This is a genomic window from Streptomyces sp. ADI96-02 (assembly GCF_003846185.1).
Classification (GTDB): Bacteria; Actinomycetota; Actinomycetes; order Streptomycetales; family Streptomycetaceae; genus Streptomyces.
The window spans coordinates 5,086,861-5,104,168 of sequence record NZ_ML123034.1; the positions used below are offsets into that span (position 1 = coordinate 5,086,861).

Annotated in this window: 14 protein-coding genes; 11 read left to right on the forward strand and 3 right to left on the reverse strand. The window is 70.3% G+C overall.

Annotated elements, in window-relative coordinates; translation table 11 throughout:
* The first annotated feature begins 115 nt into the window (after window positions 1–115).
* Window positions 116–475, forward strand: coding sequence for a WXG100 family type VII secretion target (locus EES43_RS22500; RefSeq protein ID WP_124270384.1), 360 nt, complete (start codon window positions 116–118; stop codon window positions 473–475).
* 34 nt (window positions 476–509) lie between these two features.
* Window positions 510–806, forward strand: coding sequence for a WXG100 family type VII secretion target (locus tag EES43_RS22505; RefSeq protein WP_124270385.1), 297 nt, complete (start codon window positions 510–512; stop codon window positions 804–806).
* Between the two features lie 192 nt (window positions 807–998).
* Here the strand turns inward: EES43_RS22505 and eccCa are convergent, their stop codons facing one another.
* Window positions 999–4,976, reverse strand: coding sequence for a type VII secretion protein EccCa (eccCa, locus tag EES43_RS22510; RefSeq protein ID WP_124270386.1), 3,978 nt, complete (start codon window positions 4,974–4,976; stop codon window positions 999–1,001).
* Between the two features lie 229 nt (window positions 4,977–5,205).
* On the opposite strand from eccCa, the gene eccD reads away from it, so the two are divergent.
* The 6 genes from eccD to EES43_RS22545 all read left to right on the forward strand — a co-directional run bounded on the left by eccD (window position 5,206) and on the right by EES43_RS22545 (window position 12,337).
* Window positions 5,206–6,714, forward strand: a complete 1,509-nt coding sequence (gene eccD / locus EES43_RS22520; protein WP_206430104.1) for a type VII secretion integral membrane protein EccD — start codon at window positions 5,206–5,208, stop codon at window positions 6,712–6,714.
* Window positions 6,715–6,923: 209 nt separating this feature from the next.
* Window positions 6,924–7,214, forward strand: a complete 291-nt coding sequence (gene rpsO, locus EES43_RS22525; protein WP_003965855.1) for a 30S ribosomal protein S15 — start codon at window positions 6,924–6,926, stop codon at window positions 7,212–7,214.
* A gap of 281 nt (window positions 7,215–7,495) precedes the next feature.
* Window positions 7,496–9,709: a polyribonucleotide nucleotidyltransferase gene (locus EES43_RS22530; protein WP_124272115.1), complete on the forward strand. Its 2,214-nt coding sequence runs from the start codon at window positions 7,496–7,498 to the stop codon at window positions 9,707–9,709.
* A complete protein-coding gene (locus tag EES43_RS22535; RefSeq protein ID WP_124270388.1) occupies window positions 9,706–11,085 on the forward strand; it encodes a M16 family metallopeptidase in 1,380 nt (459 codons plus the stop codon). Before EES43_RS22530 ends, EES43_RS22535 begins: the two co-directional genes overlap by 4 nt.
* 17 nt (window positions 11,086–11,102) lie before the next feature.
* Complete coding sequence (gene dapB / locus EES43_RS22540) at window positions 11,103–11,855, forward strand: 4-hydroxy-tetrahydrodipicolinate reductase (RefSeq protein WP_124270389.1); 753 nt, start codon at window positions 11,103–11,105, stop codon at window positions 11,853–11,855.
* 11 nt (window positions 11,856–11,866) lie between these two features.
* The gene (locus tag EES43_RS22545) at window positions 11,867–12,337 is read left to right on the forward strand and encodes a tetratricopeptide repeat protein (RefSeq protein WP_124270390.1); all 471 of its coding nucleotides are present in this window, start codon (window positions 11,867–11,869) and stop codon (window positions 12,335–12,337) included.
* Window positions 12,338–12,440: 103 nt separating this feature from the next.
* Here EES43_RS22545 and EES43_RS22550 read toward each other — a convergent pair whose 3' ends face one another.
* Window positions 12,441–12,992, reverse strand: coding sequence for a hypothetical protein (locus EES43_RS22550; RefSeq protein ID WP_124270391.1), 552 nt, complete (start codon window positions 12,990–12,992; stop codon window positions 12,441–12,443).
* A 94-nt stretch (window positions 12,993–13,086) separates the two neighbouring features.
* A complete protein-coding gene (locus tag EES43_RS22555) occupies window positions 13,087–13,326 on the reverse strand; it encodes a hypothetical protein (protein ID WP_124270392.1) in 240 nt (79 codons plus the stop codon).
* A 209-nt stretch (window positions 13,327–13,535) separates the two neighbouring features.
* Here EES43_RS22555 and thyX point away from each other — a divergent pair, with 209 nt between their 5' ends.
* From thyX to EES43_RS22570, 3 genes are all read left to right on the forward strand, one after another.
* Entirely contained in the window at window positions 13,536–14,273 is a 738-nt protein-coding gene (gene thyX, locus EES43_RS22560) for an FAD-dependent thymidylate synthase (RefSeq protein WP_124270393.1), read from the forward strand.
* A 151-nt stretch (window positions 14,274–14,424) separates the two neighbouring features.
* Window positions 14,425–15,324 (forward strand): 4-hydroxy-tetrahydrodipicolinate synthase, encoded by a 900-nt coding sequence (dapA, locus tag EES43_RS22565; RefSeq protein ID WP_124270394.1) that lies wholly within the window; start codon window positions 14,425–14,427, stop codon window positions 15,322–15,324.
* Window positions 15,325–15,454: 130 nt separating this feature from the next.
* Window positions 15,455–17,140, forward strand: coding sequence for a ribonuclease J (locus tag EES43_RS22570; protein WP_124270395.1), 1,686 nt, complete (start codon window positions 15,455–15,457; stop codon window positions 17,138–17,140).
* Window positions 17,141–17,308: the final 168 nt, after the last annotated feature.

Genomic DNA, 17,308 nt, shown 5'->3' on the forward strand with positions numbered 1-17,308 from the left:
CGCCACGGCCGACCGCTACACCAGTACCCGATCGCCACACCAGTACCCACCGCCACACCAGTACCGACCGGCGGGCCGCGCCGGTGACCGCACAAGCAACGGGAAGGAAAGATCCATGGCAGATCAGAAGGTCTCAGATGCCACTCTCATCAAGCTTGAGGGTGACCTGACCAACAGGTTCGACTCGGTGAAGGGCCAGCTCAAGCAGTTGCAGGCGACCATCGACAGCCTGGAGGGCGCCTGGAAGGGCATCGGCGCCGGCGCCTACAACAGCAAGCAGGAGGCGATCAACAACCGGATGATCAGCCTCGGCAACCAGCTCCTGCGGTTCCAGGAAGCCATCAAGGCCGCGCGCACCATCACCGGCAACACGGAGGACGAGGTCCGCCAGGCGCTCCAGGGCGTGGACGTCGTCGAGGGTTACTCGGGCGACGCGGCGGCGACCGCGAAGACCTCGAACCTCAACAACTTCTGATTCACATCCCGTAACGGAACAAGCGGAGGATCACATGCCGAACAACGACGGTACGACCGTTGTCACATACGCCAGCCTCGACCTCGCCGCCGCGGCGATCGAGCGCCAGGGCAAGCAGCTCGACGAGGACCTCAGCGCCATCAAGTCCATGGTCGCCTCGGTCTCGGAGCTGTGGGAAGGCGAGGCCAAGCAGGCGTACCAGCAGTCCCAGGCCAAGTGGGACCAGGACGCCACCGCCATCCGCCAGAACCTCGCGGACATCGCGCGCCACGTGCGCGACGCCGCCCCCGCCTACCGCGGTGGCGACAAGCGGGCCGCGGCGAACTTCTAGTTCCGGCGGCGCGCGGCCCAGACCGTAGCGCGGAGCAGCAGCAGTACCTCGGGGTGGACATGCGCGGGAGATGTCCACCCCGAAGTGTTCCCAGGCCCTGCCCCCGAAGGGCTCCCAGAGCGGGCCCCGAAGCGGGCCCGAGGGCACCCCGGAGCGAGCCCCGGGGCCCCCGAAACGAGCCCCGGAGCACCCCTACCGCCCCTCCTCCACCAGCCCCGTCTGCACCAGCGGGTTTCCCCGGCGCCGCGTCACGAAGATGCCGCGTCCCGCCGGCATCGGGCGCGGCCGTACGTTGCCGAGGATGTCGCCCTCCACCGGGTCGCCCGACAGCAGGACGCCCTGCGCGCCCAGCTCCGTCATCCGCTGCAGGAACGGCTCGTACAGGGCGCGGCTCGCGCCCGCGGTGTTGCGGGCGAGGATGAACCTGACGCCCACGTCCCGGGCGAACGGCAGCAGTTCGGTCAGCGACGACAGCGGGTTGCCGCTCGACGTGGAGACCAGGTCGAAATCGTCGATGATCACGTACACCGTCGGGCCGCGCCACCAGCTGCGGTCGCGCAGCTCCTGCGCCGTGACGTCCGGGGAGGGCGTGCGGCGCTTCATCAGGTCGTGCAGCGCGACCATGTGGTGGTCCATGTTGTTGGACATCGGGATGTACTCCGCCAGGTGCGAGGGCGGGGTCACGTCCAGCAGCGAACGCCGGTTGTCGATGACGAACAGCTTGCAGGAGTCGCCGTCGTAGCGCTCGGTCAGCTGCTTGATGATCAGGCGCAGCAGATTGGACTTGCCGGACTCGCTCTCGCCGAACACCAGGAAGAACGGGTCGTGCTCGAAGTCGACGAAGACCGGCGCGAGGTTGTTCTCGTCGATCGCGAAGGCGATGCCGCGCTCCGGGACGGCGTGGCCCGGAGGCAGTTCGCCCGCGGGCAGTGAACGCGGCAGCAGGCGCACCTTGGGCGCGGGCGCCGCCGCCCAGTGGCGGGCGACCTCCTGGTTCATCGCGGCGGTCGCCTCCGACAGGTCGCTGTCGGAGTTGATGCCGTCGATGCGCGGCACCGCGGCCATGAAGTGCAGCTTCTCCGGCGTCAGACCGCGGCCCGGCACACCGGCGGGGACGTTCGCCGCCACCTTGCGGTCCAGTTCGGAGTCCATGACGTCGCCGAGCCGCAGCTCCAGACGGTTCATGAGGTGGTCCTTCAGACTGGCCCTGACCTCCATGGACCGCGACGCGGTCACGATCAGGTGGATGCCGTAGCCGAGCCCCCGCGCCGCGATGTCCACCGCGGCCGTCTCCAGGCCCTCGTAGTCCGCGCGGAAGTTGCCCCAGCCGTCGATGACCAGGAAGACGTCGCCCCACGGCTGGTCCGCCACCGAGATCTCCCCGCGCTCCCGCATCCGGCGGAAGGTGGCGATGGAGTCGATGCCCGCGCTGCGGAAGTACTCCTCGCGCCGCGTCAGGATGCCGTGCACCTCGGCGACCGTCCGGCGCACCTTTTCGGGGTCGAGCCGCGACGCGATCCCGCCGACGTGCGGCAGGCCCGCGATGGACGACATGCCACCGCCGCCGAAGTCGAGCCCGTAGAACTGCACCTCCGCCGGCGTGTGGGTGAGCGCGAATCCCGCGATCAGTGTGCGCAGCAGGGTGGACTTGCCGGACTGCGGCCCGCCGGTGATCTGCATGTGGCCGGCCGCACCGGAGAAGTCCCGGTACAGGGTGTCGCGCCGCTGCTCGAACGGCTTGTCGATCACACCGAGCGGCGCGACGAGGCGGCCCGCGCCCTCGAACCCGGGCTGCGTCAGCCCGCGCCCCTGGACGGGCGAGAGGCCGGGCAGCAGTTCGTCCAGCGACGGCGGGTTGTCCAGCGGCGGCAGCCACACCTGGTGGGCGGACGCGCCGCGGCCCTCCAGCCGTCGCACGATCACGTCGAGCACCGTGTCCGCCAGCGCGTCGTCGTCCGCGCCGCGCTGCTCCGGCACCCCCGCACCGGGCTGCGGCGCGGGCTGCACGTAGTGCACCGGCACCGGCGCCGCCGTGAACGGCACCGGCCTGCGGTCCACCGGCAGCGGAGCACCCGGAGCCGCCGCCTGCCGGCCGCCCGAGCGGTACACCCCGGAGACGTACGCGGCCTTGAACCGCACCATCTCCTCCGTACCGAACTTCAGCAGGCCGGAACCGGGCACGTTGGGCAGGTGGTAGGCGTCCGGAACGCCGATCGCCGCCCGGGACTCCGCCGCGGAGAACGTCCGCAGACCGATGCGGTACGACAGGTACGTCTCCAGACCGCGCAGCCGGCCCTCCTCCAGCCGCTGCGAGGCCAGCAGCAGATGCACGCCCAGCGACCGGCCGATACGCCCGATCTGCACGAACATGTCGATGAAGTCGGGCTTGGCGGTGAGGAGTTCGCTGAACTCGTCGATCACCAGGACCAGCGAGGGGATCGGCTGAAGCGGCGCACCCGCGGCGCGCGCCTTCTCGTAGTCGTGGATGTTGGCGTAGTTGCCCGCGTCGCGCAGCATCTCCTGGCGGCGGTTGAGCTCACCGCGGATGGAGTCGCCCATCCGGTCGACCAGCGTCAGGTCGTCCGCCAGGTTGGTGATCACCGCGGCGACGTGCGGCATCTGCGCCATACCGGCGAAGGTCGCGCCGCCCTTGAAGTCCGCCAGGACGAAGTTGAGCGTCTCCGAGGTGTGCGTGACCGCGAGACCGAGCACCAGCGTGCGCAGCAGCTCCGACTTCCCGGAACCGGTCGCGCCCACGCACAGCCCGTGCGGCCCCATGCCCTCCTGCGCCGCCTCCTTCAGGTCGAGCATCACCGGCGCGCCGTCCTCGCCGACGCCGATCGGCACCCGCAGCCGCTCGGCCTGGGACCGGGGACGCCAGGTCCGTGCCACCTCGACCGAGGCGGCGTCGCCCAGATTGAGCAGATCGGTGAACTCCAGGTTCGCCAGCAGCGGTTCGTCGTCGTCCCCGCCCGTGGCCACGCTCAGCGGCGCCAACTGCCGGGCCAGCGCCTCCGCCGCCTCGTGACTCAGCAGGTCGGGCACCCCGTCGTAGACCAGGCCCTGCCCCGACTCCAGCTGGAGGGCCGTCGGCTGCACCACGACGGACAGGCCGCCGCGCGCCCCGCGGACCTCGCCCGGCACGACCTCGATGACCGTCACGCCCTGAAGGCCCTCGGCCGAGGCCAGCACCGACATCGGCGGCACCGACTCGCCGTCCAGCACGACGACGACGTGCGGCTGCTCCAGCAGGGGCGCGCCGCCCGGCTGGAAGCGCGGGCGGCCCTCCAGCCGGTCCGCCAGCAGCTCCTCCAGCGCAGCCGAGCCCGTCGTGATCAGGCGGCGGCTGCCCGCGCCGTCGACGGAGTCGGCGGACTGCGCGTGCGGCAGCCACTTCGCCCACTCCCACTGCGGGGCCGCGGCGGGCCCGGCCGCCACCGCGATCACCAGGTCCTCGGGGGAGTGCAGCGACGCCAGCCCCGCGACCATCGCCCGCGTCGCGGCGCGCGCGGAATCCGCGTGGCCGCTGACCGTCAGGTGGTAGAACGCCCGCAGCGACACCGCCATGGGCAGTCCGTCCAGCGTCGAGTGCGTCGTCAGGAACTGCTGCATCGCCCCGGCGGTCAGCGGCTCCAGCTCGTCGACCGGAGCCGTCTCGGGGGCGACCAGCGAGGTGGCCAGCTCCTGGCTGCCCAGGCCGATGCGCACCTGCGCGAAGTCCGCGTCACCGACCCGCCGCTCCCACACCCGGCTCCCCTCGGCGACCAGTGCCCACAGCTGCTCCGGGGACGGATGCAGATAGAACTGCGCGTCGCGCTGCGCGCGGGCCGTCTTCAGGACGGTCCGCCGGGTCTGCGTCAGGTACTTGAGGTAGTCGCGGCGCATGTCCGCCAGCTGGCCCTGCGTGCCCCGCCGGTAGCGCACCAGCATCGCGATCGCCATCGCCACCGTGGACGCGATCATGATCATGCCCATGATCCGCATGATCGGGTTCGGCGTCATGAAGAAGAAGACGACCGAACCGCCCATCCCCAGCATCGGCAGGAGCTGCATCAGCGCGCCCTCCTGCTGACCGCGGGGCAGCTCCGGCGGAGGTTGCAACTGCACCTGCTCGACCGGCACTTCGGAGGGGAGAACCCGCGGTGGGCGCTTGACGACGATCTGGCTCACAGCTCACCAATTCCCTTGCCGGACGGAAGTGTTCCTATCGGCGCCCCCGTGGCGACGGGCTCCATCCGCGGGAGGATCCTACTGGCGTGACGGCGACCCCATGGCGGTAGGGTGTCGCGACGCGTGTACGCATCCGCTAACTACCGCAAGAAGACGGTCATTCGGGACGCGAGGCGAAATCCGCGGCCCCGGGGTGCGATTCCAGGACAGTCAAGAGGGGGAGCATCAGGTGACAACGACGGCCCGAACGGCGGCCACCGGAGCGGGCAGGCCGAGTCACGGAACGGCGTCCGGCAACGGCACCGGATTCTGCCGGGTCACCGTCGTCGCGCCCGACGGCCGCGTCGACGTGGCGCTGCCCGAGGACATCCCGGTCGCCGATCTCTATCCCGAGATCCTCCGCCTGTCCGGACAGAGCCCCGACCGGGGCGCCCCGGTCGGCTACCACCTGGTGCGCCGCGACGGCACCGTCCTGGACAGCGCCCGCACCCTGGCCGGCCACCGCATCCTCGACGGCGAACTCCTCTCCCTGCGCCCGTTCGCCGAATCGCTGCCTCCGGCCGTCTTCGACGACGTCTCCGACGCGGTCGCCTCCGCGGTCGCCAAGGACCGCACCCTGTGGGGCGACGCCCTCATGCGCGGCGCCGGCCTCTTCGGCGGTTCCGTCCTGCTGGTCCTGCTCGGCTTCGTGCTCTGGACCGCCGACCCCCGCCGCGACATGCACGGCCTGCCCGGCGTCCTCGCGGCGGTCGCCGCCCTCCTCCTGCTCGCCGTCGCCTGCGTACGCGCCCGGGTCTACGACGACCGGGGCTCCGCGATCGCCCTGGGAGCCGGAGCGATGGCCAACGCCGCCGTCGCCGGCTCCGGACTGCTCTCCCTCGGCGCCGGCCAGGGCGTCGGACGGCTCCAGTTCCTGCTCGCCTGCGCCGCCGTCCTCGTGGTGGCCGTCATCCTGATGATCGCCTCGCCCGGCGGCGACGGACCCTTCGTCGCGTTCGTCTTCGCGAGCGCCACCGGCCTCCTGGTCACCTTCATCGCGATCCTGGCCGGGATGGAGCCGACCGAGACCGCCGCCGTCTGCGCGCCCTTCGCCGTCGGCGTCCTGGCCTTCCTGCCCGGACTCTCCACCCGCTTCGCCCGCCTCCCCATCGGCTTCGAACCGCCGCGCACCACCGTCGGCGACTACGGCGTCTCCGAATCCGCGCCGCAGGGCCCCGTCGACGCCGTACGCCTCGCCGCCCAGGCCCGCCGCGGCCACGAACTGCTCCTCGGCCTGGTCGGCGGCTGCGCGCTCGTGGCCGTGGGCGCCGCCGCGGTCCTCGGCTTCTCCGACGGCGTCTGGGGCCGGCTCCTCGCGCTCGCCACCGGCGTCGCCATGCTGATGCGCGCCCACCTCTTCCGCTACACCGCGCAGGTCGGCTGCACCCTGGCCGCCGGGCTCGGCGCCCTCGTGCTGCTGGGCCTCGGCCTGTCCCTCAACCAGCCGCTCGACCTGGTGCGCGACGCGCTGCGGGGCGACACCGCCGCGCTGGACATCCGTACGGTATGGCTCACCGCCGCCGTCGCGGGCGTCGCGGCCCTGATCACGGCCATCGGCCTGATCGTCCCGCGCAAGGGCGTCACCCCCTTCTGGGGGCGCTTCCTGGAGATCGCCGAGGCCGCCGTCCTGCTCACCCTGCTGCCCCTCTGCCTGGCCGTCTTCGACGTCTACCGTGCGATCCGCGCCCTGACGAGCTGAGGAGGACCGCGCCCCCTCCCCGGCGGGGCCGCCGCCCGTACGGGGGCGACCCGAACGGCTGGTACTCTGACTGGTGGCCGTTTGTGTACGCCTCTCCGGATCATCCTGGGGACTGCGCTCATCGGACCTTCGCCTCCGAGTCACGGAAGCTCTCCTGAGATCAAGACCAGGGGCACTCGTGGGCGCTTCGAACACCAAGAGGAGTACGCGTGCCGCTCGACGCCGCTACGAAGAAGCAGATCATGTCCGAGTTCGCCCAGAAGGAGGGTGACACCGGATCCCCCGAGGTCCAGGTCGCCATGCTCTCCCGCCGGATCTCGGACCTGACGGAGCACCTCAAGACGCACAAGCACGACCACCACTCCCGTCGTGGTCTGCTGATCCTGGTCGGCCAGCGTCGCCGCCTCCTGCAGTACCTGGCCAAGAAGGACATCCAGCGCTTCCGTGCGCTGGTCGACCGCCTCGGCATCCGCCGCGGTGCGGCCGGCGGCGCCAAGTAAGGACGCTGTGGAAAAGGGAGCGGTTCCCGCGTTTCAGGGGACCGCTCCCTTTGCCGTACGTGCACGACCGGTGCCAAGCTCAGTAACCTGGGCGTAGGACAACCGAACACCGAACACCCGGAGAGGCGCGGCGACGCCCCCGCCGGTCCTCGGTAGTGGCCCCCGGGACAACGCCCGGGAGCTTCGATCGAAGACCGGCCCGCATCCAGCCCGCGTTTCTCCGTACGTCCTCCGCCATACGGGCAGGAAGACGAAAGACGACGAGTATGGAGAAATCACTAGTGGAGAACGAGACCCACTACGCCGAGGCCGTTATCGACAACGGAACCTTCGGCACCCGCACCATCCGCTTCGAGACGGGCCGCCTGGCCAAGCAGGCCGCCGGCTCCGCCGTCGCGTACCTGGACGACGACACCATGGTGCTGTCGGCCACCACCGCCTCCAAGCGGCCCAAGGACAACCTCGACTTCTTCCCGCTCACGGTGGACGTCGAGGAGCGGCAGTACGCGGCCGGCAAGATCCCCGGCTCCTTCTTCCGCCGCGAGGGCCGGCCCTCCGAGGACGCGATCCTCACCTGCCGCCTGATCGACCGGCCGCTGCGCCCCTCCTTCAAGAAGGGCCTGCGCAACGAGATCCAGATCGTCGAGACGATCATGGCGCTCAACCCCGACCACCTGTACGACGTGGTCGCGATCAACGCCGCCTCCTGCTCCACCATCCTGGCGGGCCTGCCCTTCTCCGGCCCGATCGGCGCCACCCGCGTCGCCCTGATCAAGGGCCAGTGGGTCGCGTTCCCGACGCACACCGAGCTGGAGGACGCCGTCTTCGACATGGTCGTCGCCGGCCGCGTCCTGGAGGACGGCGACGTCGCGATCATGATGGTCGAGGCCGAGGCCACCGAGAAGACCATCCAGCTCGTCAAGGACGGCGCCGAGGCTCCCACCGAGGAGATCGTCGCCGCCGGTCTGGACGCCGCGAAGCCCTTCATCAAGGCGCTCTGCAAGGCCCAGTCCGACCTGGCCTCCAAGGCCGCCAAGCCGGTCGGCGAGTTCCCGGTCTTCCTGGACTACCAGGACGACGTCTTCGAGGCGCTCTCCCAGGCCGTCACCTCCGAGCTGACGCAGGCGCTCACCATCGCGGGCAAGCAGGACCGCGAGACCGAGCTGGACCGCGTCAAGGAGATCGCCGCCGAGAAGCTCCTCCCGGCCTTCGAGGGCCGCGAGAAGGAGATCTCCGCCGCGTACCGCGCGCTGACCAAGAAGCTGGTCCGCGAGCGCGTCATCAAGGACAAGGTCCGCATCGACGGCCGCGGCGTCACGGACATCCGTACGCTCGCCGCCGAGGTCGAGGCCATCCCGCGCGTGCACGGCTCGGCGCTGTTCGAGCGTGGCGAGACGCAGATCCTGGGCGTCACCACCCTCAACATGCTCCGGATGGAGCAGCAGCTGGACACCCTCTCCCCGGTGACCCGCAAGCGCTACATGCACAACTACAACTTCCCGCCGTACTCCGTCGGCGAGACCGGCCGCGTGGGCTCGCCCAAGCGCCGCGAGATCGGCCACGGAGCGCTCGCCGAGCGCGCCATCGTGCCGGTCCTGCCGTCCCGCGAGGAGTTCCCCTACGCGATCCGCCAGGTCTCCGAGGCGCTGGGCTCCAACGGCTCGACGTCCATGGGCTCGGTCTGCGCCTCCACCATGTCCCTGCTGAACGCCGGTGTGCCGCTCAAGGCCGCCGTCGCCGGCATCGCCATGGGCCTGATCTCGCAGGAGATCGACGGCAAGACGCACTACGTCGCCCTCACCGACATCCTCGGTGCGGAGGACGCCTTCGGCGACATGGACTTCAAGGTCGCCGGCACCAAGCAGTTCGTGACCGCGCTCCAGCTCGACACCAAGCTCGACGGCATCCCCGCCTCGGTCCTGGCCGCCGCGCTGAAGCAGGCCCGTGACGCGCGTCTGCACATCCTGGACGTCATGAACGAGGCCATCGACGTCCCGGACGAGATGTCCCCGAACGCCCCGCGGATCATCACCGTCAAGATCCCGGTGGACAAGATCGGTGAGGTCATCGGCCCCAAGGGCAAGATGATCAACCAGATCCAGGAGGACACCGGCGCCGACATCACGATCGAGGACGACGGCACGATCTACATCGGCGCGCAGCAGGGCTCGCAGGCCGAGGCCGCCCGCGCCACGATCAACGCCATCGCCAACCCGACCATGCCGGAGGTCGGCGAGCGCTACCTGGGCACGGTCGTCAAGACCACCACCTTCGGTGCGTTCGTCTCGCTCATGCCGGGCAAGGACGGCCTGCTGCACATCTCGCAGATCCGCAAGCTCGCCGGTGGCAAGCGCGTGGAGAACGTCGAGGACGTGCTCGGCGTCGGCGCCAAGGTCCAGGTCGAGATCGCCGAGATCGACTCGCGCGGCAAGCTCTCCCTCATCCCGGTCATCGAGGGTGAAGAGGACGAGAAGAAGGACGACACCGACAAGTGACGTCCCGTAGTTCCGTGACGACGGCCCGCGCCTCCACCAAGGCGCGGGCCGTCGCCCGTACCCAAACGCTTCTCCAGGGCACCGGCGGCGTCGGCACCGTCCGCCGCACCGTCCTCCCCGGCGGTCTGCGGATCGTTACCGAGACCCTGCCCTCCGTCCGGTCCGCCACCTTCGGCATCTGGGCCAACGTCGGCTCACGCGACGAGACGCCCTCGCTGAACGGCGCGACCCACTATCTCGAACACCTCCTCTTCAAGGGCACCGCCCAGCGCACCGCCCTCGACATCTCCTCCGCGATCGACGCGGTCGGCGGCGAGATGAACGCCTTCACGGCGAAGGAGTACACCTGCTACTACGCGCGGGTCCTGGACACCGACCTGCCGCTGGCCATCGACGTGGTCTGCGACATGCTGACCGGCTCACTGATCGCCGCCGAGGACGTCGACGCCGAGCGCGGCGTCATCCTCGAAGAGATCGCGATGACCGAGGACGACCCGGGCGACTGCGTGCACGACCTGTTCGCGCACACCATGCTCGGCGACACCCCGCTCGGCCGCCCGGTCCTCGGCACCGTCGACACGATCAACGCGCTCGACCGGGGGCAGATCGCCCGCTTCTACAAGAAGCACTACGACCCCACGCGCCTGGTCGTCGCCGCCGCGGGCAACGTGGACCACGCCACGGTCGTCCGCCAGGTCCGCCGGGCCTTCGAGCGCGCCGGGGCCCTCTCCCGCGAGGACGCCGTCCCCACGACGCCCCGCGAGGGATCACGCACCCTGCGCACCGCGGGCCGGGTCGAGGTGCTCAACCGCAAGACCGAGCAGGCCCACGTCGTCCTCGGCATGCCCGGCCTCGCCCGCGCCGACGAGCGCCGCTGGGCGCTGGGCGTCCTCAACACCGCGCTCGGCGGCGGCATGAGCTCGCGCCTCTTCCAGGAGGTCCGGGAGAAGCGCGGCCTGGCCTACAGCGTGTACTCGTACACCTCCGGCTTCGCCGACTGCGGCCTCTTCGGGGTGTACGCGGGCTGCCGGCCCGGCCAGGTCCACGACGTGCTGAAGATCTGCCGCGACGAACTCGACCGCGTCGCGAGCGACGGACTCGACGACGACGAGATCGCCCGCGCCATCGGCCAGCTCTCCGGCTCCACCGTCCTCGGCCTGGAGGACACCGGAGCCCTGATGAACCGTATCGGCAAGAGCGAGCTGTGCTGGGGCGAGCAGATGTCGGTCGACGACATGCTCACCCGGATCGCCGAGGTCACCCCCGACGACGTACGGGAGGTGGCGGGAGCCCTGCTCACCCGGCGCCCCTCGCTCTCCGTCATCGGTCCGCTCAAGGACAAGCAGGCCGACCGCCTGCACCAAGCGGTCTCCTAACCCTAAGGAAGCAAGCAATGAGCAAGCTGCGCGTAGCCGTTCTCGGTGCCGGGGGCCGCATCGGCTCCGAGGCCGTACGGGCCGTCGAGGCCGCCGACGACATGGAGCTGGTGGCCGCGCTCGGCCGCGGCGACAAGCTGGAGACGCTGGCGGACGCCGGAGCGCAGGTCGTCGTCGAGCTCACCACCCCCGCGTCGGTGATGGGCAACCTCGACTTCTGCGTCCGGCACGGCATCCACGCCGTCGTCGGCACCACCGGCTGGACCGACGAACGGCTCGCGCAGCTGAGCACCTGGCTGGACATCTTCCCGGAGACCGGCGTGCTCATCGCGCCGAACTTCTCCATCGGCGCGGTCCTCACGATGAAGTTCGCGGAGCAGGCCGCCCGCTACTTCGAGTCCGTCGAGGTCGTCGAACTGCACCACCCGAACAAGGTCGACGCCCCCTCCGGCACCGCCACCCGCACCGCCCAGCTCATCGCCGCCGCCCGCGCGAAGGCGGGCAGCCCGCCCCAGCCGGACGCCACCAGCACCGCCCTGGACGGCGCGCGCGGCGCGGACGTCGACGGCGTACCGGTCCACGCGATCCGGCTCCGCGGCCTGCTGGCGCACCAGGAAGTACTCCTGGGCGGCGAGGGCGAGACCCTCACCATCCGCCACGACTCCCTGCACCACAGCAGCTTCATGCCGGGCATCCTGCTCGGCGCCCGCCGCGTGGTGACCACTCCCGGCCTCACGTTCGGCCTGGAACACTTCCTCGACCTGAACTGACTGGCCCCCTCATGCGCGCAAAGATCACGTACACCGTCACGGCCGCCCTCCTGGTCTTCTACTTCGTCCTGGTCGGCAGCCGCGGCGTGATGCTCCTCCGGCACGGCACCCTGCTCACGATCACCTTCGGCGTCGCGGTGCTGATCCTGCCGGTGATCGGCGTCTGGTTCCTGTGGAAGAACACGCAGTTCGTCCGGCGGGCCAACGCGCTCGCCGCGGAGCTGGACGCGCAGGGCGCCCTGCCGGTCGACGAACTGGTCCGCACCCCGTCCGGCCGCATCGACCGCGACTCCGCCGACGCCGTGTTCGCCAAGCGGCGGGAGGAGACCGAGGACGCGCCGGACGACTGGCGCAGCTGGTTCCGGCTCGCGGTGGCCTACCAGGACGCGCGGGACACGCCCCGGGCCCGCAAGGCGATGCAACGGGCCATCGCCCTGCACGCCGACCAGCGGTCGCGCGCGACGGCGCAGCCGGCCCCGTAGCGGGAACGTCCTCCGTACAGAACAGGTCCGTGTACGGAACAGGGGTGGGCCCGGAGCACCATGCTCCGGGCCCACCCCTGTTCGGCGACCGACGACCTCCGGATCAGCCCGGCAGGTACTCGTCCGCCCAGGCCTCGACCGTGTCCGCGGCCCGCTCGAACGCCTCTTCACGTCCGAGGAAGTCCGCGTTGTGGTCGGTGATCAGCGGCGGCAGCGTCTCGCCTCCCTCCCGTACGACGACCAGGGCCTGGCCCTGGACGGTACGGGGGAAGCCGAGCCACTTGACGGGCTGCTGGACCGTACGGACCACCGAGAGGCGGTTCCAGGCCACCGTGGTGGTCCGCAGGAACCCCACACGCCGCACGCCGTGCCGGCTGACCCACGCGCCGACGCGCAGCAGCCGCAAGGCGCCGGCGATGACCGCGGCGGCCAGCGCCAGGCACGCGGCTGCTCCGGAGAGCTCACCGGCCACGCCGGTGATCATGGCCGCGAGCAGTACGAACGACGCCAGCAGAAGCACGGTGGCCGCCGCCGCGACCCGCCACGGGCCGGGGCGGTAGGGCCGCCGCCAGCTGTCGTGGTCGTCGAACGGCAGCGCAACGTCCTCCGCGCTCGCATCGAATGCGCGGTCGGCCGTCAGAAAGGGCAGGGGCACGACTCATCCTCACTCACAAGCACGCTCGATTGCTGTGCCCGGTGAGGCTACCGAGACCGTCACCGGCCCGACCACCCCAGGGGGTCCGTACGAGTCAGCGGCTCTGCGAGGCCTGGGACTGCTTGCCGTGCGCGGCGGACTGCCCGGAGTCGAGCGCCGGAGTGCCCAGCAGCAGTGCGCCGACGAGGCCGGCGACCACGGTCAGTCCGACGAGGGAACGGCCCAGCAGCTCGTGAACGGTGGCCCGCGCGGCCGGGGGAGGGGTGACATTACTGCGGAATCGGTCGGCCTCGGCGACGAACGAGAACGGGACGGATTCACGCCGGCGGAACATGAGGAAACTCTCCTTGATCTCAGAGACGGGTGCTGCTACTGAGTCAGACGCACGGAGGGCCCGATCGGTGCCCCGAATCGCCGGAACCTTTTCAGAACTCCACGAACGGCTGCTCTGCCGGGCGGCTTCCCGTCCCCTGGCGGAGTAACCCCCCGCGCGGCCGTAAAGTGGTCGCCGCCCGAGCGACGCCATTGGAAGGACCCCCGCCGGTGACCGACACCCCCGAACCCGCAAAGCCCCACTTCCGCAGCGACGTCACCGTCGACCTGGTGAAAAGCTCCGCGGGCGACGCGGACGTGCTGTTCGCCGCCCGGGTCTCCACGGCCGGCGAGCAGTCGCTCGAAGAGGTCACCAAGGACCCGGAACGATCCAAGGGGCTCATCAACTACCTCATGCGGGACCGGCACGGCAGCCCGTTCGAGCACAACTCGATGACCTTCTTCATCAGCGCCCCGATCTTCGTCTTCCGCGAGTTCATGCGGCACCGCGTGGGCTGGTCCTACAACGAGGAATCGGGCCGCTACCGGGAGCTGGAGCCGGTCTTCTACGTACCCGGGCAGACCCGCAAGCTGGTCCAGCAGGGCCGCCCCGGAAAGTACGAGTTCGTCGAGGGCACCGAGGCCCAGTACGACCTGACGACCCGCGCCATGGAGGAGTCCTACCGGGCCTCCTACGCCGCCTACCAGGAGATGCTGGCGGCGGGCGTGGCCCGGGAGGTCGCCCGTGCGGTCCTGCCCGTCGGCCTGTTCTCCACGATGTACGCCACGTGCAACGCGCGCTCCCTGATGCACTTCCTCGGCCTGCGCACCCAGCACGAACTGGCGAAGGTCCCGTCCTTCCCGCAGCGCGAGATCGAGATGGTCGGCGAGCAGATGGAAGCCCACTGGGCGCGGCTCATGCCGCTCACGCACGCGGCCTTCAACAAGAACGGCCGGGTAGCCCCGTAGGCGGTGTCCGTATTGCGGCGTTTCGAGAAGTTCATCTAGGCTGATCAAACGGACCCGGCACTGCTTGAACCCCCGAGCAGGCAGTGCCGGGCTCCTCTTCCCCGTCCCCCGAAGGCACCCCGCCCGCTGAGCAGCGAGTAGCGTGTTACCCATGGCTCCGATCTCCACTCCGCAGACCCCCTTCGGGCGGGTCCTCACCGCTATGGTCACGCCCTTCACGGCGGACGGCGCTCTCGACCTCGACGGCGCCCAGCGGCTCGCCTCCCATCTGGTGGACGCCGGCAACGACGGCCTGATCGTGAACGGCACCACCGGTGAGTCCCCGACCACCAGCGACACGGAGAAGGACCAGCTCGTACGGGCGGTACTCGAAGCGGTAGGAGACCGGGCCCACGTGGTCGCCGGAATCGGCACCAACGACACCCGTCACAGCGTCGAGCTGGCCCGCACCGCCGAGCGCACCGGCGCCCACGGCCTCCTCGCCGTCACGCCGTACTACAACAAGCCGCCGCAGGAAGGTCTCCTGCGGCACTTCACGGCCATCGCCGACTCCACCGGCCTGCCCGTGATGCTGTACGACATCCCCGGCCGCAGCGGCGTCCCGATCGACACCGAGACACTCGTACGGCTGGCCGAGCACCCCCGGATCGTCGCCAACAAGGACGCCAAGGGCGACCTCGGCCGCGCCAGCTGGGCCATCGCCCAGTCCGGCCTCGCCTGGTACTCCGGCGACGACATGCTCACCCTCCCGCTCCTGTCGGTCGGCGCCGTCGGTTTCGTCTCCGTCGTCGGCCACATGGTCACCCCGGACCTCCGCGCGCTGATCGAGGCCCACCTGAGCGGGGACGTGCAGAAGGCCACCGAGATCCACCAGAAGCTGCTCCCGGTCTTCACCGGCATGTTCCGTACGCAGGGCGTGATCACCACGAAGGCCGCGCTGACGCTGCAAGGGCACCCGGCCGGACCGCTGCGCCTGCCCCTGGTCGAGCTGACCTCGCAGGAGACGGCGCAGCTCAAGCTCGATCTCGCCGCCGGTGGGGTACAGCTGTAACCGACGACTTCACAACTGAACAAGCGAGTCACCTCGCGAGCGCACGACCCCATGACAACAGCAAGTGCACGATCGACACCCGCGCCACGTGCCTCAGCGGTACGTGGCGCGGGTGGTTAAGGAGAGTCTTTTGAGCCATCCGCACCCTGAACTCGGTACGCCGCCGAAGCTCCCGAAGGGCGCCCTGCGGGTCACCCCGCTCGGCGGCCTGGGCGAGATCGGCCGCAACATGACGGTCTTCGAGTACGGAGGCCGCCTGCTCATCGTCGACTGCGGCGTCCTCTTCCCCGAGGAGGAGCAGCCGGGCATCGACCTGATCCTGCCGGACTTCACGACCATCCGGGACCGCCTCGACGACATCGAGGGCATCGTCCTCACGCACGGCCACGAGGACCACATCGGCGGTGTCCCGTACCTGCTGCGCCTCAAGCCGGACATCCCGCTGATCGGCTCGAAGCTGACGCTCGCGCTGATCGAGGCCAAGCTCCAGGAACACCGCATCCGTCCGTACACCCTCGAAGTCAGCGAGGGGCAGCGCGAGCGCATCGGCGTCTTCGACTGCGAGTTCATCGCGGTCAACCACTCGATCCCGGACGCTCTCGCGGTCGCCATCCGCACGCCGGCGGGCCTGGCCGTGGCCACCGGCGACTTCAAGATGGACCAGCTCCCGCTGGACGGGCGCCTCACGGACCTGCACGCGTTCGCCCGGCTGAGCGAGGAGGGCATCGACCTTCTGCTCTCCGACTCGACGAACGCCGAGGTCCCGGGCTTCGTACCGCCCGAGCGCGACATCTCCAACGTGCTGCGCACGGTCTTCGCCAACGCCCAGAAGCGCATCATCGTGGCGAGCTTCGCCAGCCACGTGCACCGCATCCAGCAGATCCTGGACGCCGCCCACGAGTACGGCCGCAGGGTCGCCTTCGTCGGCCGCTCGATGGTCCGCAACATGGGCATCGCCCGCGACCTCGGCTACCTGAAGGTCCCGGCCGGCCTGGTCGTGGACGTCAAGACGCTGGACGACCTGCCCGACGACGAGGTCGTGCTCGTCTGCACGGGTTCGCAGGGCGAGCCGATGGCCGCGCTGTCCCGCATGGCCAACCGGGACCACCAGATCCGGATCGTCCCGGGCGACACGGTGATCCTGGCCTCGTCCCTGATCCCGGGCAACGAGAACGCGGTCTACCGCGTGATCAACGGCCTGACCCGCTGGGGCGCCAACGTCGTCCACAAGGGCAACGCCAAGGTCCACGTCTCGGGCCACGCCTCGGCCGGCGAGCTGCTGTACTTCTACAACATCTGCAGGCCGAAGAACCTGATGCCGGTGCACGGCGAGTGGCGCCACCTGCGGGCCAACGCGGAACTGGGCGCGCTCACCGGCGTCCCCAAGGACCACATCGTCATCGCCGAGGACGGCGTGGTCGTCGACCTGATCGACGGCAAGGCCAAGATCGTCGGCAAGGTCCAGGCCGGTTACGTCTACGTCGACGGTCTCTCGGTCGGCGACGTCACCGAGACGTCCCTGAAGGACCGCCGCATCCTCGGCGACGAAGGCATCATCTCCGTCTTCATCGTGGTGGACAGCTCCTCCGGGAAGATCGTGGGCGGACCGCACATCCAGGCCCGCGGCTCCGGCATCGACGACGGGGCGTTCGTCGCCGTGGCGCCGAAGATCCAGGAGGCCCTGGACAAGTCGGCGCAGGACGGTGTGCTGGAGCCCCACCAGCTCCAGCAGATGGTGCGCCGGACGGTCGGCAAGTGGGTGTCCGACACCTACCGCCGGCGCCCGATGATCCTTCCCGTCGTCGTCGAGGTCTGACCCACCCGACGCCGGCCCGGAGCGGGGCACCCCGGATTTGCATCGGGGTGCCCCGCTCCAGTACGTTTACGGCTCCGCCCGACCGGGAAGCAGTGCGCGCACACGTGCGCCGGCATCACGGCGAGAGGGCGGGAATTCCGACTCAGAGTCTCTGATAAAGTCGGATCC

Bases quoted from the DNA above. Each gene is read 5' to 3' on its own strand.
- EES43_RS22500 (WP_124270384.1), top strand. From the start codon at position 116: ATGGCAGATCAGAAGGTCTCAGATGCCACTCTCATCAAGCTTGAGGGT.
- dapB (WP_124270389.1), top strand. From the start codon at position 11,103: ATGAGCAAGCTGCGCGTAGCCGTTCTCGGTGCCGGGGGCCGCATCGGC.
- dapA (WP_124270394.1), top strand. From the start codon at position 14,425: ATGGCTCCGATCTCCACTCCGCAGACCCCCTTCGGGCGGGTCCTCACC.
- EES43_RS22545 (WP_124270390.1), top strand. From the start codon at position 11,867: ATGCGCGCAAAGATCACGTACACCGTCACGGCCGCCCTCCTGGTCTTC.
- EES43_RS22555 (WP_124270392.1), bottom strand. From the start codon at position 13,326: ATGTTCCGCCGGCGTGAATCCGTCCCGTTCTCGTTCGTCGCCGAGGCC.
- EES43_RS22505 (WP_124270385.1), top strand. From the start codon at position 510: ATGCCGAACAACGACGGTACGACCGTTGTCACATACGCCAGCCTCGAC.